Source organism: Nocardia sp. JCM 34519.1 (assembly GCF_020361265.1).
Classification (GTDB): Bacteria; Actinomycetota; Actinomycetes; order Mycobacteriales; family Mycobacteriaceae; genus Nocardia; species Nocardia arthritidis_A.
Genome location: NZ_JAIRBR010000020.1, coordinates 44,874 through 67,594, shown reverse-complemented (window position 1 = coordinate 67,594; position 22,721 = coordinate 44,874). Strand labels below are relative to the sequence as shown.

The 22,721-nt window shown below is 66.5% G+C and carries 22 protein-coding genes; 9 read left to right on the top strand and 13 right to left on the bottom strand.

Annotated features, from left to right (window positions below; translation table 11 throughout):
• The first annotated feature begins 457 nt into the window (after positions 1–457).
• Positions 458–1,297, top strand: a complete 840-nt coding sequence (locus LGY53_RS34345) for an HAD family phosphatase (protein ID WP_225730863.1) — start codon at positions 458–460, stop codon at positions 1,295–1,297.
• A gap of 503 nt (positions 1,298–1,800) precedes the next feature.
• On the opposite strand, the gene LGY53_RS34340 is transcribed toward LGY53_RS34345, so the two are convergent.
• The 5 genes from LGY53_RS34340 to LGY53_RS34320 form a co-directional block, all read right to left on the bottom strand.
• Positions 1,801–2,547: an oxidoreductase gene (locus tag LGY53_RS34340; RefSeq protein WP_225730862.1), complete on the bottom strand. Its 747-nt coding sequence runs from the start codon at positions 2,545–2,547 to the stop codon at positions 1,801–1,803.
• A gap of 294 nt (positions 2,548–2,841) precedes the next feature.
• Positions 2,842–4,542: an ABC transporter ATP-binding protein gene (locus tag LGY53_RS34335; protein ID WP_225730861.1), complete on the bottom strand. Its 1,701-nt coding sequence runs from the start codon at positions 4,540–4,542 to the stop codon at positions 2,842–2,844.
• An 8-nt stretch (positions 4,543–4,550) separates the two neighbouring features.
• Entirely contained in the window at positions 4,551–5,498 is a 948-nt protein-coding gene (locus LGY53_RS34330) for an ABC transporter permease (RefSeq protein ID WP_225730860.1), read from the bottom strand.
• Positions 5,491–6,417: an ABC transporter permease gene (locus LGY53_RS34325; RefSeq protein WP_225730859.1), complete on the bottom strand. Its 927-nt coding sequence runs from the start codon at positions 6,415–6,417 to the stop codon at positions 5,491–5,493. The genes LGY53_RS34330 and LGY53_RS34325 overlap by 8 nt, the downstream gene beginning before the upstream one ends.
• Positions 6,418–6,530: 113 nt before the next feature.
• Positions 6,531–8,126 (bottom strand): ABC transporter substrate-binding protein, encoded by a 1,596-nt coding sequence (locus tag LGY53_RS34320; protein WP_225730858.1) that lies wholly within the window; start codon positions 8,124–8,126, stop codon positions 6,531–6,533.
• 402 nt (positions 8,127–8,528) lie between these two features.
• Between LGY53_RS34320 and acs the strand changes: the two genes are divergently transcribed.
• The 4 genes from acs to LGY53_RS34300 all read left to right on the top strand — a co-directional run bounded on the left by acs (position 8,529) and on the right by LGY53_RS34300 (position 13,489).
• Positions 8,529–10,478, top strand: a complete 1,950-nt coding sequence (acs, locus tag LGY53_RS34315; RefSeq protein ID WP_225730857.1) for an acetate--CoA ligase — start codon at positions 8,529–8,531, stop codon at positions 10,476–10,478.
• A gap of 200 nt (positions 10,479–10,678) precedes the next feature.
• Positions 10,679–11,908 (top strand): Na+/H+ antiporter NhaA, encoded by a 1,230-nt coding sequence (gene nhaA / locus LGY53_RS34310; RefSeq protein WP_225730856.1) that lies wholly within the window; start codon positions 10,679–10,681, stop codon positions 11,906–11,908.
• A 95-nt stretch (positions 11,909–12,003) separates the two neighbouring features.
• The gene (locus LGY53_RS34305; protein WP_225730855.1) at positions 12,004–12,510 is read left to right on the top strand and encodes a phage holin family protein; all 507 of its coding nucleotides are present in this window, start codon (positions 12,004–12,006) and stop codon (positions 12,508–12,510) included.
• Between the two features lie 28 nt (positions 12,511–12,538).
• Positions 12,539–13,489, top strand: a complete 951-nt coding sequence (locus LGY53_RS34300; protein WP_225730854.1) for an alpha/beta fold hydrolase — start codon at positions 12,539–12,541, stop codon at positions 13,487–13,489.
• Between the two features lie 26 nt (positions 13,490–13,515).
• On the opposite strand, the gene LGY53_RS34295 is transcribed toward LGY53_RS34300, so the two are convergent.
• From LGY53_RS34295 to nth, 4 genes are read right to left on the bottom strand one after another with little or no spacing between them, the layout of a single operon-like run.
• Positions 13,516–14,700 (bottom strand): MarP family serine protease, encoded by a 1,185-nt coding sequence (locus LGY53_RS34295; protein WP_225730853.1) that lies wholly within the window; start codon positions 14,698–14,700, stop codon positions 13,516–13,518.
• The gene (locus LGY53_RS34290) at positions 14,697–15,416 is read right to left on the bottom strand and encodes a CoA pyrophosphatase (protein ID WP_225730852.1); all 720 of its coding nucleotides are present in this window, start codon (positions 15,414–15,416) and stop codon (positions 14,697–14,699) included. The genes LGY53_RS34295 and LGY53_RS34290 overlap by 4 nt, the downstream gene beginning before the upstream one ends.
• A 34-nt stretch (positions 15,417–15,450) precedes the next feature.
• Entirely contained in the window at positions 15,451–16,116 is a 666-nt protein-coding gene (locus LGY53_RS34285) for a TlpA disulfide reductase family protein (RefSeq protein WP_225730851.1), read from the bottom strand.
• On the bottom strand, positions 16,113–16,946 hold the full coding sequence (nth, locus tag LGY53_RS34280) for an endonuclease III (protein ID WP_225730850.1): 834 nt from the start codon (positions 16,944–16,946) through the stop codon (positions 16,113–16,115). The genes LGY53_RS34285 and nth overlap by 4 nt, the downstream gene beginning before the upstream one ends.
• Before the next feature lie 106 nt (positions 16,947–17,052).
• Between nth and LGY53_RS34275 the strand changes: the two genes are divergently transcribed.
• Both LGY53_RS34275 and LGY53_RS34270 read left to right on the top strand, forming a co-directional pair.
• Positions 17,053–17,280: a hypothetical protein gene (locus LGY53_RS34275; RefSeq protein WP_167471573.1), complete on the top strand. Its 228-nt coding sequence runs from the start codon at positions 17,053–17,055 to the stop codon at positions 17,278–17,280.
• 256 nt (positions 17,281–17,536) lie between these two features.
• Positions 17,537–18,211: a Crp/Fnr family transcriptional regulator gene (locus tag LGY53_RS34270; protein WP_011206875.1), complete on the top strand. Its 675-nt coding sequence runs from the start codon at positions 17,537–17,539 to the stop codon at positions 18,209–18,211.
• Positions 18,212–18,294: 83 nt separating this feature from the next.
• On the opposite strand, the gene LGY53_RS34265 is transcribed toward LGY53_RS34270, so the two are convergent.
• The 3 genes from LGY53_RS34265 to LGY53_RS34255 form a co-directional block, all read right to left on the bottom strand.
• A complete protein-coding gene (locus LGY53_RS34265; RefSeq protein WP_225730849.1) occupies positions 18,295–19,098 on the bottom strand; it encodes an MBL fold metallo-hydrolase in 804 nt (267 codons plus the stop codon).
• Between the two features lie 118 nt (positions 19,099–19,216).
• Entirely contained in the window at positions 19,217–19,675 is a 459-nt protein-coding gene (locus LGY53_RS34260) for a RidA family protein (RefSeq protein ID WP_225730848.1), read from the bottom strand.
• Positions 19,676–19,688: 13 nt separating this feature from the next.
• The gene (locus tag LGY53_RS34255) at positions 19,689–19,850 is read right to left on the bottom strand and encodes a DUF4177 domain-containing protein (protein ID WP_225730847.1); all 162 of its coding nucleotides are present in this window, start codon (positions 19,848–19,850) and stop codon (positions 19,689–19,691) included.
• Between the two features lie 130 nt (positions 19,851–19,980).
• Here LGY53_RS34255 and LGY53_RS34250 point away from each other — a divergent pair, with 130 nt between their 5' ends.
• Positions 19,981–21,018, top strand: coding sequence for an ArsA-related P-loop ATPase (locus LGY53_RS34250; protein ID WP_174867244.1), 1,038 nt, complete (start codon positions 19,981–19,983; stop codon positions 21,016–21,018).
• Positions 21,015–22,142, top strand: a complete 1,128-nt coding sequence (locus tag LGY53_RS34245; protein WP_225730846.1) for an ArsA family ATPase — start codon at positions 21,015–21,017, stop codon at positions 22,140–22,142. Before LGY53_RS34250 ends, LGY53_RS34245 begins: the two co-directional genes overlap by 4 nt.
• 84 nt (positions 22,143–22,226) lie before the next feature.
• On the opposite strand, the gene LGY53_RS34240 is transcribed toward LGY53_RS34245, so the two are convergent.
• Positions 22,227–22,550 (bottom strand): WhiB family transcriptional regulator, encoded by a 324-nt coding sequence (locus LGY53_RS34240; protein WP_014981178.1) that lies wholly within the window; start codon positions 22,548–22,550, stop codon positions 22,227–22,229.
• Between the last annotated feature and the right edge of the window lie 171 nt (positions 22,551–22,721).

Genomic DNA, 22,721 nt, shown 5'->3' with positions numbered 1-22,721 from the left:
GACGAAGCCCAACTCAGCCCACCAGGCCGAACCTCCGCATGAGACTCCCGTCGAAATCAGCACTACCGCACGGCGGCCGACCTCGCCCCGCCGGGCCGAGCTCCCGAGCGACGCACTCGCCGAATCAGCACCGCAGGAAGAAGTCTGACGCCAACCGCGCACCGGGCCGAACTCCCATACGAGAACACTGACCCGATGCGCAGCCGGACGAAGGTCAACCCAACCCATCAGGCCGAACCTCGGCGTGACGCGCCGCCGCACACCGCACGACGCCCGACTTCGCCCCGCCGAGCTCCCGCGCGAAACACCCGCCGAATTAGCGCCACCACCCGGCGTCCGGCCTTGCCCGCCGAACCGAGCTCCCGCGGACGCATTCGCCGAATCAGCACTGCCGACCAAGTCCGACGTCGCCTCGCCGTGCCGGACCCCCTGCGGGGCGCTCGCCTATCCTGGACGCGTGACGGCGGAGGGCGAACTGACAGGGCTGGCGGGTACTCGGATCCAGGGCTCGGGGCGGGTCGCGGCCTTTTTCGACCTCGACAAGACGGTGATCGCGAAGTCGAGCACCTTTGTATTCAGCAAGCCGTTCTATGCGCAGGGGTTGATCAACCGGCGGGCGGTGCTGGAGAGCAGCTACGCACACTTCCTGTTCCTGCTCTCCGGCGCGGACCACGACCAGATGGAGCGCATGCGCGCCCACCTCACGGATATGTGTGCGGGCTGGGATGTCGAGCAGGTGAAATCCATTGTGGCCGAGACACTTCACGAGTTGGTCGACCCGCTGATCTACGCCGAGGCGGCCGATCTCATCGCCGATCACAAGATCCGCGGGCACGATGTGGTGATCGTCTCGGCGTCCGGCGAGGAGATCGTCGCGCCGATCGCGGATGTGCTCGGCGCCTCACATACGGCGGCCACCAGGATGGTGGTCGAGGACGGCCGCTACACCGGCGGCGTCGAGTTCTACTGCTACGGCTCGGGTAAGGTCACCGCGATCGAAAAGCTCGCCGCCGCTGAGGGTTACGACCTTTCGCGGTGTTACGCCTACTCCGATTCGATCACCGATCTGCCGATGCTGGAGGCGGTCGGGCATCCGACGGCGGTGAATCCGGACCGGAACCTGCGACGGGAGGCGACGACGCGGGGCTGGCCGATTCTCACCTTCTCGAACCCGGTTTCGCTGTGGGCCCGGTTCCAGTCGCCGTCGTCGACCACCCTTGCCGCGACGGCGGTGGTCGGGTTGAGCGCGGTGCTGGCCGGCGCGATCAGCTACCGGCTGCTGCGCCGACGCCGCTGAGGCTTAACCAACTCGGTACCGGCACGCGAAAGCGCAGTTGGATGTGCGGTAGCAGAGTTGTCGCGGTGTTTGCTGACATAACGCATGCGACCGGGCGACATGGGATTAAACCACGAAACGCCGATCGACACGCCGATAATTGAATGTTTTCCCAGGTCTTGATGTGAGCGCTGTCACAGGGTACAAAGGTAACCAAGGAAGGACGGAAGGCCAAGGCGGGACCGGAAGAGAAGGTTCAGCCTCCCATCCCACCCTTCCCAGCACGGGCACCAGGCACCCACGCGGAGCGCGCCGCGACAAGGGCAGAAGCGTTGTGGGCCTGCGAGATTCGGGTTTTCGACGGCGAGGGCCTCGCACAGGTTGCGGGGATGAACCGGCGGAGTCCGCATCATCGCCGAGGCCGCGGAACACAACCCACCTAGCACGCTTGGTAACCCGGTGGCCCGTGCTAGCGGGCGGTGAGGTCGAAAGACAACGCCGCCCGCTTTGATATGTCGGGGGTCTCAGGCGGAGGCCGCGGCCGCGATCGAGGTCGCCTCCCTGGCGCCGTCCTCGAAGGCGCCGCAGCAGAGGATCACCCAGCCGCCGACCCCATCCGGATCACCGGTGCCGAAGGCCGCGGCGGCGTCCAGATATGCCTGCCTGCGCCGCAGCCAGAACACTTCCGGCACACCGAGGCTGTGCGGGTCCAGCCCGCTGGACACCGCGACGAGTCGTGAGGCCGCACGGGCGACGATCCCGTCGGCGGTGCCGAACGGCCGCAGCGCCAGCAGCTCCCCGTGCACCACCGCGGCGAGCACCGGTGCGGGTGCGGCGGAGCCGAGCACCGTCTGCGTCAACAGGTCGAGGCGTTCGGCGACGCCGGCGTCGGCGCGTGGCCTGCCGAGCAGTTCCGCATCGGGCGTCATATCGGCAGCGGCGAGCAGATGCAGCCGGGCAAGCGCCTGTAGCGGCGCCCGCTGCCAGGTGCAGACCAGATTGCGCAGTGCGTCGCCGTCCAGCGCCTGACCGACCCGCAACGCGCCCGCCAGGATCGGATCCGCGACCCGGCCGTCCGCTGGCAGCTCGGTACTGCCGCCATCGATGGCGGCCGACGAGCGGGCCGCCCGGACCGCGGCCTCGGCGGCGGTGGTCGGCCAGCCGCGCCGGTTCGCCTTGTGCCGATGCACCTCGGCGAGCGCGTCGCGGGCCCGGTCGGCGGCGTCCCGGACGCCGGGCAGGTCGACGAGGGGCTGTAGCGGATCCGTCACGGGAACGAGGCTACTGGCGGCACCTCCCGTGACGTGCGCCACGGGTTCCGACGGCGTCCGCGGCCCGGCTTCCAGATCGTCACCGAAGCGGTGCCGCGCCATCGGCCTCATAGCCGACGGTGAAATCGACCGCCCACAGCTGGCGGAGTCGTCCACCGACCCGCACACGACCGAAGCGAATGCGGAGGTACCCGTGACGACCCGCCATGCGCGCCCGCCGAGACCCGACGAATACGAACATCCGCGCTCGTCCGAAACTCCTTGTGCCGCAGTCTCGGACGAGCGCGCCGTCGCTCAGACCGCGCCGGTGAGCAGGTCGCGGCCGGGGATGGCGTCCAGCAGGCGCTTGGTGTAATCCTCCTGTGGATTGTCGAAGACCTCATCGGTGGTGGCGGTCTCGACGACCTTGCCCTTCTGCATGACGATCACGTCGTCGGCGATTTGGCGAACAACCGCGAGATCGTGCGTGATGAACAGGTAGGACAAACCGAGTTCGGCCTGTAAATCGTTGAGCAGCTTCAGGATCTGCGCCTGCACCAACACGTCGAGCGCGGAGACCGCCTCGTCGCAGATCACCACCTCCGGATTCAGCGCGAGCGCGCGGGCGACGGCGACGCGCTGCCGCTGACCGCCGGACAGCTCGTTCGGATAGCGGCGCATCACCGACGACGGCAGCGAAACCTTGTCCAGCAGATCGCGAACCGTCTTCTCGCGCTCCTTCGGGGTGCCGATCCGGTGGGTGCGCAGCGGCTCCTCGATCGTGCGATAGATCGAGTACATCGGGTCGAGCGAACCGTACGGATCCTGGAAGATCGGCTGCACTCGGCGCCGGAATGCGAACGCGGCCTTGCTGTCCAGCTTGGCGACCTCTTTGCCGTCGAAGGTCACCGAACCCGATGTCGGGTCGAGCAGGCCGAGCGCCATCCGCGCGACGGTGGACTTGCCCGAACCGGATTCGCCGACGATCGCGGTGGTGGTTCCACGCGCCAGTTTGAACGAAACATCATCGACCGCAACGAAATCCGTCGACTTCCAGGGCGCGCCACCGCGGATCGGGAACACCTTGGTCAAATTCTTCACGACCATGACGTCATCCGGCACGGCGGTGAGTTCGGCATCGGCGGCCACCGCCTCCTCGGCGGCCTGCACGGCCCGCTCCCGGATCTCGGCCCGCTTGACGCTGGAGGACAGCCGCTGCGATGCGAGCGACGGCGCCGAGTTCACCAGCTTCTTGGTGTACAGATGCTGCGGCTCGCGCAGAATCTGCAGTGCCGGACCGGATTCCACCACTCGGCCGCGATACATCACCACCAGGTGCTCGGCCCGTTCGGCGGCCAGACCGAGGTCGTGGGTGATCAGCAGCACCGCGGTGCCGAGATCGTTGGTGAGGCCGTCGAGGTGGTCGAGGATCTGTCGCTGCACCGTGACGTCGAGCGCGGAGGTCGGCTCGTCGGCGATGAGCAGTTTCGGGCGGCACGCCAAACCCATTGCGATCAAAGCGCGTTGCCGCATGCCGCCGGAGAATTCGTGCGGATACTGGTTGACCCGGCGCGCCGCGTCGGACATACCGGCCTCCTGCAGCAGTTCGATCGCCCGCTGCTTAGCCGCCTTGCCCTTGGCTATTCCGTTGGCCTCCAAGGTTTCCTTGATCTGGAAGCCGATCTTCCACACCGGATTCAGGTTCGACATCGGATCCTGCGGGACGAGCCCGATTCCGTTGCCGCGCACCGCGACAACCTCCTTCTTGGAGGCGGCCGCGAGATCCTTTCCATCGAACATGATCTCGCCGGAGGTCACCTTGCCGGTGCCGGGCAGCAGATCGATGATCGCGTGCGCCGTAGTCGATTTCCCGGATCCGGATTCACCGACGATCGCCACGGTCTGCCCCGGATACACCGACAGGCTCACATCGCGCACCGCCGGAATCTTCTTGCCCTCCGAGCTGAAGCACACGTTCAGGTCTCGGATATCGAGCAGCGGTTCCGTCGAGGTCATCGTTGCCGTCACCTCTTCCTCGCCTTCGGGTCGAGCGCATCGCGCACGGCGTCACCGAGCATGATGAAGCTGAGCACCGTCAGCGCCAAAGCTGTTGCGGGATAGAACAAAATGGCCGAGGTGCGGATTTCCGTCTTGTCCATGGCGATATCGGAACCCCAGGAAACGATGGTGCGCGGCAGGCCGACACCGAGGAAGGACAGCGTCGCCTCGGTGACGATGAAGACGCCGAGCCAGATGGTGGTGACCACGATCAGCGGTCCGGCCGAATTGGGCAGCACGTGCCGCAGCAGGGTGCGGAATCTGCTGACGCCCAACGCTTTCGCCGCCGTGACGTAGTCGCTGTTCTTCGCCTCGATCACCGCGCTGCGCGCGATGCGCGCGGCCTGCGGCCAGGTGAACGCGGCCAGGATCAGGATGACGGTCCAGATCGAACGCTGTTGCAGCAGCTGCATGATCACGATCGCGGCCAACATCAGCGGGATGGCGTAGAAGATCTCCGCCACCCGGGACACGATCGAATCCAGCAGTCCCCCATAGAAACCCGCGAGCGAACCGAGCACGCCGCCGAGCAGGACGAAGACGAACGTCGCGCCGAGACCACACATCACCGACGCCCTGGCGCCGTAGACGGTCCTGGCGTAGACGTCGCAGCCCTGCTTGTCGAAGCCGAACGGATGACCGTCGCCGGCCGGGCCCATGCTGAACGCGCCGTTGCAGTAGCGCGGATCCTGATCGGTGAACAGCTGGGGGAACAGCACGACGATCGCGACGAAGAGGATCAACAGCGCGGCGGCGATGAAGATCGGGTTGCGCCGCAGCTGCCGCCAGGCGTCGCGCCAAATGCTTGTCGGCGTGCCGGTTTCGTCCACCTGGTCGGTGGCCAGCACCACCACCTCGTCGGGTGGTGCGACGTAGTACTCCTGCCTGCCTCGGGGAGCTTTGACTTCAGGCATAGCGAATCCTCGGATCGAGTGCGGCGTAGAGCAGATCGATGATCAGGTTGGAGACCAGGAAGATCACGATCAGGACGGTTACGAACGACACCACCGTCGGTGGTTCGCCGCGCGTGATCGCCTGATACAGCGTCCCGCCAACGCCGGGAATATTGAAGATGCCTTCGGTGACGATCGCACCGCCCATCAGGGCGCCGAGATCGGCGCCGAGGAAGGTGAGCACCGGAATCATGGAATTGCGCAGGATATGCACGGTGACGACGCGCCTGCGGCTCAGGCCCTTGGCCGTCGCGGTCCGCACATAATCCGCGGATTGGTTCTCCGCCACCGAATTCCTGGTCAGCCGCAGCACATAGGCGAACGACAGCGACCCGAGGACGAAGGCGGGTAACAGCAATTCCTGGAACGATGCCTTACCGGTCACCGTGACCGGCGCGATTCCCCATTTGACCCCGAGGAAGTACTGGGCGAGGTAGCCGAGCACGAAGATCGGCACCGCGATGATGACCAGGCTGACCACCAGCATGGTCGAGTCGAACAGTTTGCCCTTGCGCAGTCCGGCGACGAGGCCGAAGGCCACGCCGAAGATGCCCTCGATGCATACCGCCATGAAGGCCAGCCGGATGGTGATCGGGAAGGCCCGGGCGAGTTCGTCGCGCACCGGCCGCCCGGAGAACGAGGTGCCGAAATCGAAGGTCACAATGCCCTTCAGATACAGCAGGTACTGCATCAAGAACGGCTTGTCCAGGTGGTATCGAGCGCGCAGCTGCGCCTCGACTATCGGCGACATCGGTTTGTCGCCTGCCAGCGCCCTGATCGGGTCGCCGGGGATCAGAAATACCATTGCGTAAATAAGCAGCGTCGCCCCGATAAATACCGGGATCATTTGAAGCAGGCGCCGCAGGATATACCAGGCCATCTTTCCTCCGCGGGTTCAGCGGTGGTTCCGGCTCGTGCCGCAGTGATCGCCGGGTACCTGTTTCCGCATGCCGGAGCCCAGGTACCCGGCGATCTCCGCCGAGCCGTTACCCACTACTTCTCGATGTTCTCGAAATCGAACAGACCGCTCCAGGCAAGCGGCGCCTTCTTCACCTTGGTGGACCGACCCGCATCGGCCAGGTAGTCGAGCACCGGAATGTCGGCCATGTTCTGCAACAGCATCGTCTGCGCCTGCGCGACGATCTTCCACGACTCCTCTTCGGTCGGCGCGGCGAGAGCCTTGTTGAGCAGCGCGTCGAATTCGGGATTCTTCCAGTCGACGTTGTTGGTCTCGGAGAAGCTGAAGTACTGCGAGGTCAGGAACTCGAGCATGGTCGGGTAGTCACCCTGCCAGCCGTAGCGGAAGGCCATGCCGATGGTGCGCGTATTCACCTTGTCCCGAATGATTTTGAAGGTCGGGAACGGCGTGCCGACGGCATCGATGCCGAGGGTGTTTTTGATGCTGTTGGCCACGGCCTCGATCCATTCCTGGTGGCCGCCGTCGGAGTTGTAGGCGATCTCGAAGCGACCGGACCACGGGGAAATGGCATCGGCCTGGGCCCACAGCTTCTTGGCCTCATCCGGCTTGTAGGTCAGCAGGTCGACACCGGGCAGGTTGGGGTCGAAGCCGGGCAGCGTGGCCGCGGTGAAGTCGCGGGGCGGTTTGCGGCTGCCGTGGAAGATCTTGTCGCACATCTGCTCTCGGTCGATCGCCATCGAGATCGCCTTGCGCCGCAGCACGCCCTCCGCACCACCGAAGTGCGGCACGTTCTGCTGGATGCCGATGTGCTGGTTCTGCGCGGTCGGTTTGGTGATCGCGCGGTCGCCGAGATCCTTACGGTACGTGGCGATCGCGCTGTTCGGGATGGTGTCGAGCGCGTCGAGGTTATCCGCCTGCAGGTCGGCGTACGCGGTGTCGAAGGACTGGTACATCACGAAGCGCAGGCCCTTGTTCTTGGCCGGGCGTCCGCCGTGGTAGTCCGGATTGGGCACCACTTCGATCTTGACGTTGTGGTCCCAGGTGGTGATCTTGTACGGACCGTTGCCGATCGGGTGCTCCCCGAACGCCTTCATATCCTTGAACGCCGCATCGGGCAGCGGATAGAACGGCGCGTAGCCGAGCGCGGTCACGAAATCGATGGACGGCTGCTTGAGATCGACGGTGAAGGTCTTGTCGTCGACCACCTTCAGGCCCGATAACGTCTGTGCCTTCGGCGGATTCGCGTTCACGTCGTCGAAGCCGACGATCGGCGCAAAGACGTAGCTCTGCAACTGGGCGTTGGTGCCGAGGGCGCCGTAGTTCCACGCGTTGACGAACGACTTGGCGGTCACCGGGGTGCCGTCGGTGAACTTCCAGTCCGGCTTGATGGTGATCTTGTAGTGCTGCCGGTCGCTCGTCTCGATCGATTGCGCCATCTCGTCGTGCGACTTGCCATCGGCGTCGTAGTACTTGAGACCGGCGAAGAGCCGGTCGACCACGCGGCCGCCGTAGTTCTCATTGGTGTTGGTCGGCACCAACGGGTTCTGCGGTTCGCCGCCGTTCACGGTGACCAGATCGGTGCCACCGGAGTCCGAGGAGCAGGCGGTCAGTCCAAGGCTGGTAGCCGTTAGGACCGCCACCGCCAGCGCGGCTGCAGTCTTGAATCTCAACGCGTTCTCCCGTTGTCGAGAAAGGGCGAGGAACCGGCGACACACGCTTGAGTTGTGCTCATGGCGCGTCTCGGCACGATCCGCTGTCGAATGCATCGGAGGTTAGCCACCGTTCACCGGTGTTGTCATCGGATTGACCTAGGTTCGTTCCACTTGTTACCGCCACGGCAACATCTATGAAACATGAAAACATCACTGGAAAATAAGTTTTCGGCTGGAATAATGCGACGACGCGCCCGAAATCTGCACAAATGCGCTAGCTGACCGGCCGACCACCCGGGGGTTCGCGGGGCAGATCGGTGGCAGTCGCGCGTGTCGGCCCAGCCGGCGCGATCCACATCACACTTGGCTAGTGTCGGGGGTGTCGACAACCCAGGGATACGTGAAAGAAGTGACGAACAGATGACCACCGATGCGACCGCCGACAACCGGGACGTCTACCCGCCGACACCGGAATTCGCCGCCGCGGCCAATGCGGAAGCGGCCATATACCAACAGGCAGCCGCCGATCGTGAGGCGTTCTGGGCGGAGCAGGCGGGCCGGTTGCATTGGCATCAGCCGTGGTCGCGGGTGCTGGACTGGTCCGGGGCGCCGGTGGCGCGGTGGTTCGTCGACGGCAAACTCAACGTCGCCTACAACTGCGTGGACCGGCACGTGCTCGACGGGCACGGCGATCAGGTCGCCATCCACTGGGAAGGCGAACCCGGCGATTCCCGCGACATCACCTACACCCAACTGCTGCACGAGGTTTCGCAGGCGGCGAACTACCTGACCGAACTCGGCCTGCACGCCGGTGACCGGGTCGCGATCTACATGCCGATGGTGCCCGAGGCCATCGTGGCGATGCTGGCCTGCGCCCGGCTGGGCCTGACCCACTCGGTGGTCTTCGCCGGATTCTCCCCCACCGCGCTGCGTCAACGCGTCGACGACGCCCAGGCCCGCCTGGTCATCACCACCGACGGCCAATGGCGACGCGGCACCCCCGCACCACTCAAAGCCGCAGTGGACGAGGCACTTTCGGGCGGCACACACAGCGTCGAACATGTGCTCGTGGTGCGGCGCACCGGTATCGAGGTGCCGTGGACCGAGGGCCGCGACGTGTGGTGGCACGACACCGTCGCGCACGCCTCGCCTTCCCATGAGGTGGAAGCCTTCGATGCCGAGCACCCGCTGTTCATTCTCTACACTTCCGGGACCACCGGTAAGCCGAAGGGCATCCTGCACACTTCGGGTGGTTACCTGACCCAGGCCGCTTACACCCATCACTACGTCTTCGATCACAAAGCGGGACAAGATGTTTACTGGTGCACCGCCGATATCGGCTGGGTCACCGGGCACAGCTATATCGTCTACGGGCCGTTGGCCAACCGGGTCACCGAGGTGGTCTACGAGGGCACCCCGAACTTCCCCGACGAGCACCGGCACTGGCAGATCATCGAAAAGTACGGTGTCTCAATCTATTACACCGCGCCGACGCTGGTCCGGACATTCATGAAGTGGGGCAGGGAGATTCCCGCCGCACACGATCTGTCCTCACTTCGGGTGCTCGGCTCGGTGGGTGAGCCGATCAACCCGGAGGCCTGGCGCTGGTACCGGGAGGTGATCGGCGGCAACCGAACCCCGATCGTGGACACCTGGTGGCAGACCGAGACCGGCGCGATCATGATCTCCCCGCTGCCCGGCATCACCGCCGCCAAACCCGGCGCGGCGATGACACCGCTGCCCGGCATCTCGGCGCAGGTCGTCGACGAGGAGGGCAAGCCGGTGCAACTCGGCGAGACCGAGGCCAACGGCTACCTGGTGCTCGACCAGCCGTGGCCGTCGATGCTGCGCGGCATCTGGGGCGATATGGACCGCTACCGGTCCACCTACTGGGAGCGCTACGCCGAACAGGGCTGGTACTTCGCCGGTGACGGCGCGCGACTGGACGCGCAGGGCGATCTGTGGGTGCTGGGCCGGGTGGACGATGTGATGAACGTATCCGGCCACCGCATCTCCACCGCCGAGGTCGAATCCGCACTCGTCGGACACACCGGCGTCGCCGAAGCCGCCGTCGTCGGCGCCAGCGACCCCACCACCGGACAAGGCATCGTCGCCTTCGTCATCCTCACCGCCGAAACCACCAACACCGGCACCGCACTCATCGACGAACTCAAAGCACAGGTCTCCCGCGACATCAGCCCCATCGCCAAACCCCGCGAAATCCACATCGTCCCCGAACTCCCCAAAACCCGCAGCGGCAAAATCATGCGCCGCCTACTGCGCGACGTCGCCGAAGGACGCGAACTCGGCGACACCTCAACCCTGGTGGACCCCAACGTCTTCGAGGCGATACGGGCCAGTCGCGCCTGATGCATAGCGCCTGATCGCGGCGCGGCGGCGGCACATGGTAGGGCCGGTGACGGAATTCGTCACCGGCCCTACCCGTTAGAATTGCGTAATAAGTACGTGAGGTGTGCCGGGAAGTCTGGTCGGCGCGCGACTGCAGCTGCCCAACAAACCAACCGGTAGGTGCCGGGTCGCGACCATGCCGACCTATCGAAAGGCCGCCCGTGATCGCTCAGGTGCGCTCGGAACTATCCCGCTACCTACGCACGGAAACCGTAGGCGGCGCACTACTTCTCATCGCGGCGGCGATCGCGCTGCTCTGGGCCAACTCGCCGTGGCGGGACAGCTACGTCACCATGACCGAGACCGTCCTCGCGATACCCCCGCTGCACCTGGAACTGAGCCTGGCCGACTGGACGACCGACGGGCTGCTCGCCATCTTCTTCTTCGTCGCCGGGCTCGAACTCAAACGCGAACTGGTGGTCGGCGAGCTGGCCGATCCCAAGAGCGCCGCGCTGCCGATCATCGCCGCGGTGGGCGGCGTGCTCACCCCGGCGCTGATCGCGCTCGCCGTCGGCCACGGCACACCCGGCATGGATCGCGGTTGGGCGATACCCGTCGCGACCGATATCGCGTTCGCGCTCGCCGTGCTCGCCATGACCGGATCGCGGATTCCGGCCAGCGCCCGCGTCTTCCTGCTCAGCCTCGCGGTGGTCGACGATCTGCTGGCGATCATCCTGATCGCGGTGCTGTTCACCACCTCGCTCGCGGTGCTGTGGCTGGTGGCCGCCGCGGCCTGCTTCGCGCTGTGGGCGCTGGCTCAGCATCGACGGATCCGCACACCGCTGGTGTACGTCCCGCTCGCGCTGGTGTCCTGGTATGCGTTGCATGAGGCGGGAATTCACCCGACCCTGGCCGGGGTGATCCTCGGACTGCTCACGCGGGTGCGGCCCGACACCGGCGAGGAGCAGGCGCCCGCGACTCGACTGGAGCATATGTTCCAACCGATTTCGGCCGGTGTGTGCGTTCCGCTGTTCGCGCTGTTCGCGTCCGGAGTTCCGTTGGACGGCAAGGTGTTCGGGCAGCTTTTCACCGATCGCCTTGCGCTGTCGATCGTCATCGGGCTGCTGGTCGGCAAGACCTGCGGCATCTTCGGGATCAGCTGGGCGGCAATCCGGTTGGGCATCGCGAAGCGTCCCGCCGAGCTCGGCTACCGCGATATGTTCGCGCTGTCGGTGCTCGGCGCCATCGGATTCACCGTTAGCCTGCTCGTGGCGGAACTCGCGCTCAGCGATGTCGGCGACGGTTCGGCGGTGGAATTGGCGAAGGCCGCTGTGTTGGTGACGTCAATGGCGGCATCACTCGCCGGTTCGGCGCTACTGTTGCGGCGTGGGCGTGCGCACCAGGCCGCCCGCGATGCGGGTCAGCTAGAACGAGAACAGGGCGCGGCGTGATCAGGCAGGCCCGCAGGCGGTAGCTTGGGGCACCGGGACCGCCGCGAATCGGACGGAGCCGAAGCAGTGCCGGGACAGGGAGAAGGGTCGATCAAGTGAGTTTCAACCAGGGCGGTAACGGAAACGACGCCGGGCGCGGCCACACGGTGACCTCCATCCCGCTTTCCGATGCCAACCCGAATGGCTCAGCCAGCTTCGGCAGCCTGGTCCGCGATGCCACCGAACAGATGTCGACGCTGGTGCGCGCCGAGGTCGAACTCGCCAAGGCCGAGGTCACCGCCGAGATAAAGAAGGGCCTGCAGGGCAGCGTCTACTTCATCACCGCGCTCACCATCCTGCTGTTCAGCCTGTTCTTTTTCTTCTTCTTCCTCGCCGAACTGCTCGATGTCTGGCTGTATCGCTGGGCGGCGTTCGGCCTCGTCTTCCTGCTGATGCTGGTCGGCGCGGGCCTGTTCGGCTGGCTCGGCTACCTCAAGGTGCGCAAGCTGCGGGCCCCGCAGAAGACCATCGACTCGCTGAAGGAAGCGCGCACGGTGCTGCCGCACGGCCTCGGCGCCGGCGCGCACGAGGAACAGCTTTCGCTCGACAAGCCGGCTTCCTGAGTCACGCGACACGGCAAGGCGGACAATCGTGTCGGTGAACTTCGCTCCCGATCCGTCCAGCGTCCGCTACGACGGCCCGTGGACACATCGAGACGTACACGCGAACGGCATCCGATTCCACGTGGTCGAGGCCGAATCCGGGCTCGGCGAAGCCGAATTGGCGCGGGCGCGACTGGTGGTGCTGCTGCACGGCTTCGCCGACTTCTGGTGGTCGTGGCGGCATCAGCTGACCGGACTGGCCGCCGCGGGCTATCGCGCGGTCGCGGTGGATCTGCGCGGCTACGGCGACACGGACAAACCACCGCGCGGCTACGACGGCTGGACGCTGGCCGGCGATATCGCCGGACTCGTTCGGGCACTCGGCCATACCGAGGCCACGCTGATCGGGCACGCCGACGGCGGACTGGTGTGCTGGACCACCGCGGTGCTGCATCCGCGCCTGGTGCGCGCCATCGCGCTGGTGAGCTCGCCCCATCCGGCGGCGCTGAAGAGCGCGGTGCTGCGCGACCGCGACCAGCGCCGGGCCTGGCTGCCGAACTTCCTGCGCTATCAGCTGCCCCGCTACCCGGAGAATCTGCTGACCAAGGGCGACGGCTACGAGATCGAGCGGCTGCTGCGGCTGCGGGTGAGCCCGGCCTGGTCCGGCACCGCCGAATTCGTCGACACCGCACGGCGAATGCGCTCGGCCATCCAGATCCCCGGCGCGGCCCACTGTGCGCTGGAATATCAGCGGTGGGCGTTCCGCAGCCAGTGGCGGCCGGACGGTCGACGGTTCATGGCGACCATGCGGGAGCCGATCGATATTCCGGTGCTCGCGCTGCGCGGCGAGACAGATCCGTATCTGCTGCCCGCCACCTTCCGGCGCGGTCATCAGCTCTCGCCGAACCGGCGGATGGCGACCATCGCGGGCGCCGGTCATTTCGCGCACCAGGAAAATCCGGATGAGGTGACCGCGGAACTGGCCAAACTCCTGGCCTGACCGTACCGGCCGGGCCAGGAGCGATTTCAGCTCAGCACGCAGGCGCCCGTGTCAACCGGCGTTGTCGAGCCAGGCGCCGCGTCGATCTGCTTCTGCACCTCGTTGAGCGTGAGCACATAGCCCGTTTCCTCATCGGTTACCGCGGCACCGAAGACGACGCCGAGCACTCGGCCCTCGGTATCCACCAGCGGCCCACCGGAATTGCCCGCCCGCACCAGGCCGCGGATGGTGTAGACCTCGCGCTGGACCGTGCCGTTCCGATAGATGTTCGGCCCGCTCAGCGGGATGACGTCCCGGATGCGGGAGGGGCTGGCGGTGTACTGGCCGCCGCCCGGATAGCCGAGCACGATCGCGCTGTCACCGGGGCGCGCGTGATCGCCCAGCGGGATCACCGGGGCCGTAAGCCCCGGAATGGCAAGTACCGCAACGTCGGTCGACGGGTCGAACAAGACGACGGTCGCCTGCAGCTGACGCCCAGGGATGTCCACCTTGAGCTGTGTGGTCCCCGCGACGACGTGCGCATTGGTCATCACCCGCTCCGGCGCGATGACGAAGCCGGAACCCTCCAGCGCGCGTTGGCAACTCGGCGCGACACCGTGGATGCGCACCACGCTGCGCTGCAACTGCAGGGGCACCGGGCTGTCCTTCAGCGCCGGATCCGGCGGTGCCGCATCCGCTATCGGGGTGTGGCCGAACGGCGCGATGACCTCCGGCAGGCCGGAAGTGTTGAGCAGCTTGGAGAATTCGTTCGGAACATGCCGCAGCCAATTCGGCGCGACATCGTTGACATCGGCGAGCACCTTCGACCCGTTGATCGCCGACGCGATCGACGGCTGTGCGGAGGAGGCCAGCGGCAGCGCGAGCAGCCACGCCGCGACCAACACCGCGACGCCCTGCAGCAGCGCGCCGAGCACGCTGTCGACGGCGCGGGTAAACGGATGTCGCAGCCCGCCGCGCGCGGCCCGGCCGAGCACCATACCCGCGATCTCGCCGACTACCACCAGCGCGACGATCAGCAGGAATCCGATGAAGACGCGGCCCTTGTCCACGTGGATGAGGATGTGCGGTGCGATCAGGATGCCCGCCACCGCACCGAGGACGACGCCGAGGAAGGACAGCGCGGAGGCGACCGCGCCGTGCCGCCAGCCGGTGGAGGCGAAGACCAGGGCGACCACGACGACACCGATGTCGAGCCAGGCCGAATTGCTCATAATGTCATCCCAACCGCGGCCAGCGCGGATTCGAGGTCACGAACGTCGGCGCGGTCCCAATCTTGTTCCCAGCCAGCGGTTTTGGCGATGCCGGCCAGTATGCCACCGGTGAGGCCCCACACCAGCATGCCGTCCACCTGGAAGGCCGGACTCTGGTAGCCCATGCTGCCGCGCACCATGAATCTGTTTGCCGGATCGAGCAATTCGGTGAGCGGCACGCGAACCACTCGTTCGGTCTCGCTCTGGTCGACCACGCGCACCTCGCTCGGGGTGCGCCAGTAGGCGACCACCGGGGTCACATCGAACCGGGATGGCGGCACGAACAATTTCGGTAGCACCGCAAGGGGTTCGACGCCGTCGCGGAGCAGTCCGGTCTCCTCCCACGCCTCGCGCAGGGCGGTGTCGACCGGACCGGTATCGCCCGGATCCACCGCGCCGCCCGGGAACGCGACCTGGCCGCGGTGCTGGCGCAGCGACGAAGCCCGTTGCGTCAGCAGGATATCCGCGTCGGCGGGCAGTCCACCGGGGCCGCTGGGGTCGCCGTTCGCCGCGCCGCCGAACAGCACGAGCACCGCCGCCTGCCGCGGCGTTCCGGTGATGGTCACCGCCCTGCGCAGGGCTCGGGCCAGCGAGAGCGTGTCGTTCGGGTCGGCCTCGGGTGACTCGACGGCAGCCCGCAGCCACACCGGAATATCCTGTGGCACAGGGATTGTCATGCGGTCACCTCCATTGCCGAACGATCCGTCGTCATCATGCCGACACCCCTAGGTCGTTGGCGACGGTGGCCGCGATGTCGTCGACCCCGGTGAAGGGCCGAACCACGGTTCGGGCGATGGATCCGTCCGGCCGCAGCAGCACGGTGACCGGCAGCACATTCGGCGCACCGACGGCGGCGCGCACCTTCGCCCCGGGATCCTCGACCCCGGGAAAATGAACCTGCGCACGGCCTTTGGCGTTCAGATCGCCGTTCAGGTCGGTGAGCATGGCGAGCGCCTTGGCCGCATCGGGGTCCGAATGCACGGTCAGCACCGTCACCGCGCCACCGGCGCGCTGGGCGTACGCGGCGAGGGCCGGCAACTCCTCGCGGCACGGCGTGCACCAGTAGGCCCACAGGTTCAGCACCGCCGGTTTGCCCGCCAGGGCGGCGGCCAGCGAGACCGGCCGGCCGTCGGCGAGGCAGTCGAGCGTGATACCGGCCAGCGGGCCGCCCCCGGTCACGCCGGGCGCGGGTTCCGGGCACCGCGCCAATTGCGCCGCGGCGCGGTCGGATTCGTCGATTCGCGGGGCGGGCGCCGGGGCGACCGCTCCGGTAGCGGCGGTGTCGCGGGAACCCCGCGGCCACACCGCGACGGCGAGCGCGACAACGGCGATCAACACCGCCAGCGTCCACCGCCACGCCACCGGAAAATCTTTCACCGGCTCACCAGCTCGAGCAGATGCTCCGCCTCGGGTCCCTTGATCAATTTGGCGGCGACATCCGGATCGGTCGGCCCGGCGCCGTACGACGGGCAGTCGGCGGCGAGCAGGCAGGCGCCACAGGCCGGCTTACGGGCATGGCAGACCCGGCGCCCGTGGAAAATCACCCGATGGGACAGCATCGTCCATTCCTTGCGCTCGATCAGCTCGCCGATCGCGTGTTCGACCTTCACCGGGTCTTCCTCGGCGGTCCACTGCCAGCGGCGCACCAGGCGCCCGAAATGGGTGTCGACCGTGATTCCCGGCACCCCGAAGGCATTGCCGAGGATGACGTTGGCAGTCTTGCGGCCGATGCCGGGCAGCTTCACCAATTCGTCGAGGGTGTGAGGCAATTCACCGTCGTGCCGTTCCAGCAGCGCCTGACCGAGCCCGATGAGCGAGCTGGCCTTGTTGCGGAAAAAGCCGGTCGGCCTGATGTATTCCTCCAGCTCGGCGCGGTTCGCCTCGGCATATGCACGGGCATCACGATATTTCGCGAACAGCGCGGGCGTGGTGAGATTCACGCGTTCATCCGTGCATTGGGCGGAAAGGATTGTCGCGACGGCCAATTCGAGCGGAGTAGTGAAATCCAGCTCACAGTGGGCATCCGGGAACTCTTCGGTCATCGACCGGTACATCCGACGCGCCCGGCGGACCAGACCCAACCGCGTTTCGGCCTGTCGCGCCCGCGTTTTCCGCTTGCGCGGCACCGGTGCGGCGGACTGCGCATCGGTCGCCTCGGCGGCGGGCAAAGAGCCGGTCAAGGCGTCTGTGGAGGGGGAGACACGCACGCGTCCACCATACGGAACCATGGCCCGGCGTCGCCCTCCCAGTTCCGCTGCCGTGTTCCATCTGAGACCTAGACCGTGTTTACTGCTCGACATGCAAGGACTCGCTGTGGTGCTCTTCCCAGTGTTGTTGATGCTGTTCGCACTGGGTATGGAGCGGGTCGAGAATCGGCTCCGCAAACTTCTCGAACCCGACGAAGAGGTTCAGCAGTACCTGGACAAGGCAAGCAACGCAGAGGTGAAAGAACTGACCAAGCTCGGATTGCCCGCAGCGGTCGCCAGGATGCGACGGCGCCGGGCCCGGGCCGAGGAGCTCGATGTAGCTCGCGCAAGCTGATTCCGCGACGCGCCCGTCCAGCCCGGGAAACAACCCCAGGGAAACGTCGCGAATCAGGTACACAAGTTGCGGGGCAGGTAAGCACGCAGGGCCCGTAAGCGCCGCAAAGCAGACGCTGCTAGGGTTTACCGCTGCGCCACGCAATCCACTCTTTACGTGGTGTCTGTCACTATGCGATCACTATGCCGCGTAGACTGCACTGTCGGCCGAGTCGCTTCGGCCCAGGACAGAGCCATATCCCATAAGGAGCACATTCGTGGACGAGGCCCTCGCCAGAGCAGGCATCTTCCAAGGCGTCGAGCCCACCGCGGTGGCGGCTCTCGCCAAACAGCTGCAGCCCGTGGATTTCCCGCGCGGGCATGTCATCTTCAACGAGGGTGAGCCCGGCGACCGGCTGTACATCATCACCTCGGGCAAGGTGAAGATCGGTCGGCGCTCCCCCGACGGCCGGGAGAACCTGCTGACCATCATGGGTCCCTCCGACATGTTCGGTGAGCTGTCGATCTTCGATCCCGGCCCGCGCACCTCCACCGCGACCACGGTCACCGAGGTGCGGGCGGTCACGATGGATCGCGACGCGCTCAAGTCGTGGATCGACCAGCGGCCCGAGATCGCCGAGCAATTGCTCCGCGTCCTCGCCCGGAGGCTGCGCCGGACCAACAACAACCTGGCCGATCTGATCTTCACCGACGTCCCCGGCCGGGTCGCCAAGGCATTGCTGCAGCTCGCGCAGCGCTTCGGCACGCAGGAGGCGGGCGCGCTGCGCGTCACCCACGACCTCACCCAGGAGGAGATCGCCCAGCTGGTCGGCGCCTCCCGCGAAACCGTGAACAAGGCGCTCGCCGATTTCGCGCATCGCGGTTGGCTGCGGCTGGAGGGCAAGAGCGTGCTGATCTCCGATTCCGAGCGCCTGGCTCGTCGCGCCCGGTAAGCAACGCCGAAGCTGTCCTGAACACACAGCAACCCGCTGGGCTCGCGCCGCTCCACTGAGCCCGGCGGGTTTTCGTGTGCCGGTCAGTTCCGCGCCGCGCGCTCCTGCCGCAGATATTCCAGCTGCGCCTGCACCGAACTGCGCGCCGCGAGCCACAGCCGCTTGTCCACATCGGCATAGACCTTGCGGACCACCGCCATCGCGCTCGCGTCCTCGCCGAGTACCGCCAGCGCGTCACGCACCTGCTGCAACCGTTCCTGCCGGTGCGCGATGTAGTACCGGGCGACCGGCCCGAGGTCTGGATGGTCCGGACCGTGCGCGGGTAGCAGCGCCTTTCCCTCGCCCACCGCGAGCAGCCGATCGAGCGAGTTCAGGTAGTCGGCCAGGGTGCCGTCGCTGGAATCGAGCACCGTGGTGCCGAAACCGAGGATGGTGTCACCGGTGAGCACAGCGTCGTCGAGGACGAAGCTCACCGAATCGGCCGTATGGCCCGGGGTGTGCACCGCGGTGATCCGCAGGCCCGCCGCCTCGATCACCTCGTCGTCGGTCAGCGGGGTATCCGAATCACGCAGGAACTCCGCGGTTTTCGCGCGAACCGGGGTGCCGGTCAGCTTGACCAGCCGATCGATACCGCCGGTGTGGTCGCCGTGCCGGTGCGTGATCAGGGTGAGCGCGATATTGCCGCCGGTGACCCTGGCGATGTTCTCGACGTGCGCCTTGTCCTTCGGACCCGGATCGATGACCACATGATCCGAACTGTCCGGCGCGCGCAGGATCCAGGTGTTGGTGCCCTCCAGGGTCATCTGGCCCGGGTTCTCGGCGAGCAGTACCGACGCCGTCGGGGTTACCTGCCGCAGTCGGCCGTACGCGGGATGTTCGAGTGCCATGCCATCGTCCTGTTGTCGAAGATCTGAATGTGCCAACCATCCACCGCGATCCCGACGGCTGACAACCGTTTACCTCGAGCGATTCGCGGCCCGGCGGACCGGGCCGCGAATGCCGGACTCAGCGCACCTCGGCGATGAGCTCCACCTCGACCGGGGTGTTGCGCGGCAGTTCCGCGACACCGACGGCGGACCTGGCGTGCACGCCGTCCTCGCCGAAGACCTCACCCAGGAATTCGGACGCGCCGTTGATCACGATCGGCTGATCGTTGAAACCCGGTGCGGAGGCCACGAATCCGACCACCTTCACGATCCGCACCACGGCGTCGAGCCCGACCAGATCGTGCACGGCGGCCAGCGCGTTGAGCGCGCAGATGCGGGCGGCCTCCTTGGCCTGCTCCGGCGAGACCTCGGCGCCGACCTTGCCGGTGACGGTCAGCTGACCGTCGACGAACGGCAGCTGGCCGGAGGTGTAGACGTACGAGCCGGTGCGCACCGCGGGTGCGTACGCGCCCGCGGGCGCGGCCACCGGCGGGATCGTCACACCGAGTCGTTCTAGATTGCTCTTCCATTCGGTCATCGGGATCGCCTTCCTACTTAGCGCGCTTGAGGTAGGCGACATGCTGTTCGCCGGTCGGACCGGGCAGCACGGTCACCAGCTCCCAGCCATCGGCGCCCCACTGGTCCAGGATCTGCTTGGTCGCATGCGTCAGCAGCGGAACGGTCGCGTACTCCCACTGGGTCACATCACTCATGGAGTGGAGCGTAGTTGTCGCGGATTCCACCGACCGATTGACCAGCAGAACCTCACTGTCTGGTACACACGACCTGCGAGAACCCCTATCCCTCGGGCACGATCCCAGAACGAGTTATAGGCTCGCGGACGTGGGAGCACCAACAGCAGAGCCGGTTTCGGCGGAACCCGGCTTGGAGACCGGGTGGCCGCAACGCGCGGAAAAGGCCCGCCTGCACTATGTTTCGGGCAAGGGGGGCACCGGCAAGTCGACGGTCGCCGCGGCGCTCGCGTTGGCGCTGGCCGCGGGCGGGCGCCGGGTGCTGCTGGTCGAGGTGGAGAGCAGGCAGTCGATTGCCCAGCTGTTCGACCTGCCACCGCTGCCGCCCACCGAGACCCGGATCGCCACCGCCGACGGTGGCGGTGAGGTGGTCGCGCTGGCGCTCGATATCGAGCACGCCTTCCTCGAATACCTCGATATGTTCTACAACCTCGGCTTCGCGGGCCGGGCGATGCGCCGGATGGGCGCCATCGAATTCGTCACCACCATCGCGCCCGGCCTGCGCGACGTCATCCTGACCGGCAAGGTCAAGGAGTGCGCGGTACGCACCGACAAGGCGGGCAAGCTCGTCTACGACGAGATCGTCGTCGACGCACCGCCGACCGGACGCATCGCCAGCTTCCTCGATGTCACCAAGGCCATGGCCGAGGTGGCCAAGGGCGGCCCGATCGCCGCTCAGGCCGAAGGGGTTTCGACGCTGCTGCACTCGGACAAGACGATGATCCACCTGGTCACGCTGCTGGAGGCGCTGCCGGTGCAGGAAACCGCCGACGCCGTCGCCGAATTAGCCGCCGCCGATCTGCGCATCGGCACCGTGATCGTCAACCGGGCCGGTGAGGGATATCTCCCGCCGGCGGTGCGCAACCGCGCCGCCAATGGTGACATTGATCGCGAAGCCATTCGCGCCGGACTGGCCGAGGCGGGAATCACATTGCCGGACAACGAATTCGAGGGTTTGATCACCGAAGCCGTCGAGCATTCCGCCACTTTGCGGGCGCAGGACGAGAGCGCGGCGGAGCTGGCCAAGGTCGATGTGGCGCGGATGTACCTGCCGGCACTGCCGGACGGAATGGATCTCGGCGGGCTGTACGAGCTGGCCGAACATCTGAGCAAGCAGGGAGTACGATGAGCGGCCCCATTCCGATAACGGCTGCCCCGCTGGACATTTCGAAGATCATCGCCGACCGTTCCGCGCGGGTGGTCGTGTGCTGCGGTTCGGGCGGTGTCGGCAAGACGACCACCGCGGCGGCCATCGCCCTGCGCGCCGCGGAGATGGGCCGCAAGGTGGTGGTGCTCACCATCGACCCGGCGCGGCGACTGGCCCAGTCACTCGGTGTCGCGGATCTCGGAAATACGCCGCAGCGGGTGGCGCTCGGGCCGCAGGCCAAGGGTGAGCTGTTCGCGATGATGCTCAATATGCGCCGCACCTTCGACGATATGGTGCTCGAGCACACCAGCCCGGAGAAGGCGGAGCAGATCTTCGCCAACCCCTTTTATCAAACCGTCGCATCCTCCTTCGGCGGCACGCAGGAGTACATGGCGATGGAGAAGCTGGGGCAGCTCGCGGCGCGCAAGGAGTGGGACCTGATCGTGGTCGACACCCCGCCGTCGCGCAATGCGCTCGACTTCCTCGACGCGCCGAAGCGGCTCGGAAACTTCTTGAACGGCAGGATGATCCGGGTCATCATGGCGCCGGGCCGCGGCGTCACCCGGTTGGTCACCGGCGCGATGAGCCTTGCGGTGCGCGGTGTATCCACCATCGTCGGCGGGCAGATGCTCAAGGACGCGTCGAACTTCCTGCAGTCGCTCGATTCACTGTTCGGCGGATTCCAGGACCGGGCCGACCGGACCTACGCGATGCTGTCCAAACCGGGCACCCACTTCCTGGTGGTCGCCGCGCCGGAACCGGACGCGCTACGTGAGGCGTCGTTCTTCGTCGACCGGCTCTCCACCGAGCGCATGCCGCTGGCCGGGCTGGTGCTGAACCGGACCCACCCGGCACTGTGCCCGCTGTCGACGGATCGCGCGCTCACCGCGTCCGACCAACTGGCCGAGACGAATCCGCTCACCGCCGCGGTGCTGCAGGTGCACGCCCATCGGATGGCCACCGCCAAACGGGAACAGCATCTGCTGCACCGGTTCACCGGTGCGCATCCGCGGGTGCCGCTGGTGGCGGTGACCGCGCTGCCGTTCGAGGTCTCCGATCTCACGGCGCTGCGTGCGGTGGGCGATCAGCTCACCGCCGCCGGCTAGGGACCGGAACCATCTGGAAGTAACTGTCCGCAAACGGAACTGAGCCCGCATTGCGGGCTCAGTTTCCACGGGCTGCCGGACTTCTTACATCGCCACCTGATGCTGCCGCTGGGCCTGGAAGAAATCGGCCCAGGATGTCACCTCCGGGTGCTGCTTGAGCAGCGCGCGCCGCTGCCGCTCGGTCATGCCGCCCCACACTCCGAACTCCACCCGGTTGTCGAGGGCGTCCGCACCACACTGCATCAACACCGGGCAGTGCCTGCAGATCGTCGCCGCCTTGCGCTGCGCGGCGCCGCGAACGAACAGTTGATCGGGATCCACTTCCTTGCATCGAGCCTGGGCTACCCAGGCAATCCTTGCTTCGGCCTGCTCCACGTCCAATCGAGCGATGGGGGTTGTCATGTGCATTTGGTGTGCCCCTTTGCAGTCCGAACACCGGGTCAACGGCGCTCCAGAATCACGTGCGGTGCGCAGCAACCCATTCCCCGCTGCGAGCCGCACCACATTCCACTTTGAGTGTTAGCTCTATCACACTGGGTTCTCAATCTAGGTAAAGGTATGGCGGTCGCGCAAGACCGT

Bases quoted from the DNA above. Each gene is read 5' to 3' on its own strand.
- LGY53_RS34335 (WP_225730861.1), bottom strand. From the start codon at position 4,542: ATGACCTCGACGGAACCGCTGCTCGATATCCGAGACCTGAACGTGTGC.
- LGY53_RS34330 (WP_225730860.1), bottom strand. From the start codon at position 5,498: ATGCCTGAAGTCAAAGCTCCCCGAGGCAGGCAGGAGTACTACGTCGCA.
- LGY53_RS34325 (WP_225730859.1), bottom strand. From the start codon at position 6,417: ATGGCCTGGTATATCCTGCGGCGCCTGCTTCAAATGATCCCGGTATTT.
- acs (WP_225730857.1), top strand. From the start codon at position 8,529: ATGACCACCGATGCGACCGCCGACAACCGGGACGTCTACCCGCCGACA.
- LGY53_RS34295 (WP_225730853.1), bottom strand. From the start codon at position 14,700: ATGAGCAATTCGGCCTGGCTCGACATCGGTGTCGTCGTGGTCGCCCTG.
- LGY53_RS34290 (WP_225730852.1), bottom strand. From the start codon at position 15,416: ATGACAATCCCTGTGCCACAGGATATTCCGGTGTGGCTGCGGGCTGCC.
- LGY53_RS34265 (WP_225730849.1), bottom strand. From the start codon at position 19,098: ATGGCACTCGAACATCCCGCGTACGGCCGACTGCGGCAGGTAACCCCG.
- LGY53_RS34260 (WP_225730848.1), bottom strand. From the start codon at position 19,675: ATGACCGAATGGAAGAGCAATCTAGAACGACTCGGTGTGACGATCCCG.
- LGY53_RS34255 (WP_225730847.1), bottom strand. From the start codon at position 19,850: ATGAGTGATGTGACCCAGTGGGAGTACGCGACCGTTCCGCTGCTGACG.
- LGY53_RS34245 (WP_225730846.1), top strand. From the start codon at position 21,015: ATGAGCGGCCCCATTCCGATAACGGCTGCCCCGCTGGACATTTCGAAG.
- LGY53_RS34240 (WP_014981178.1), bottom strand. From the start codon at position 22,550: ATGCACATGACAACCCCCATCGCTCGATTGGACGTGGAGCAGGCCGAA.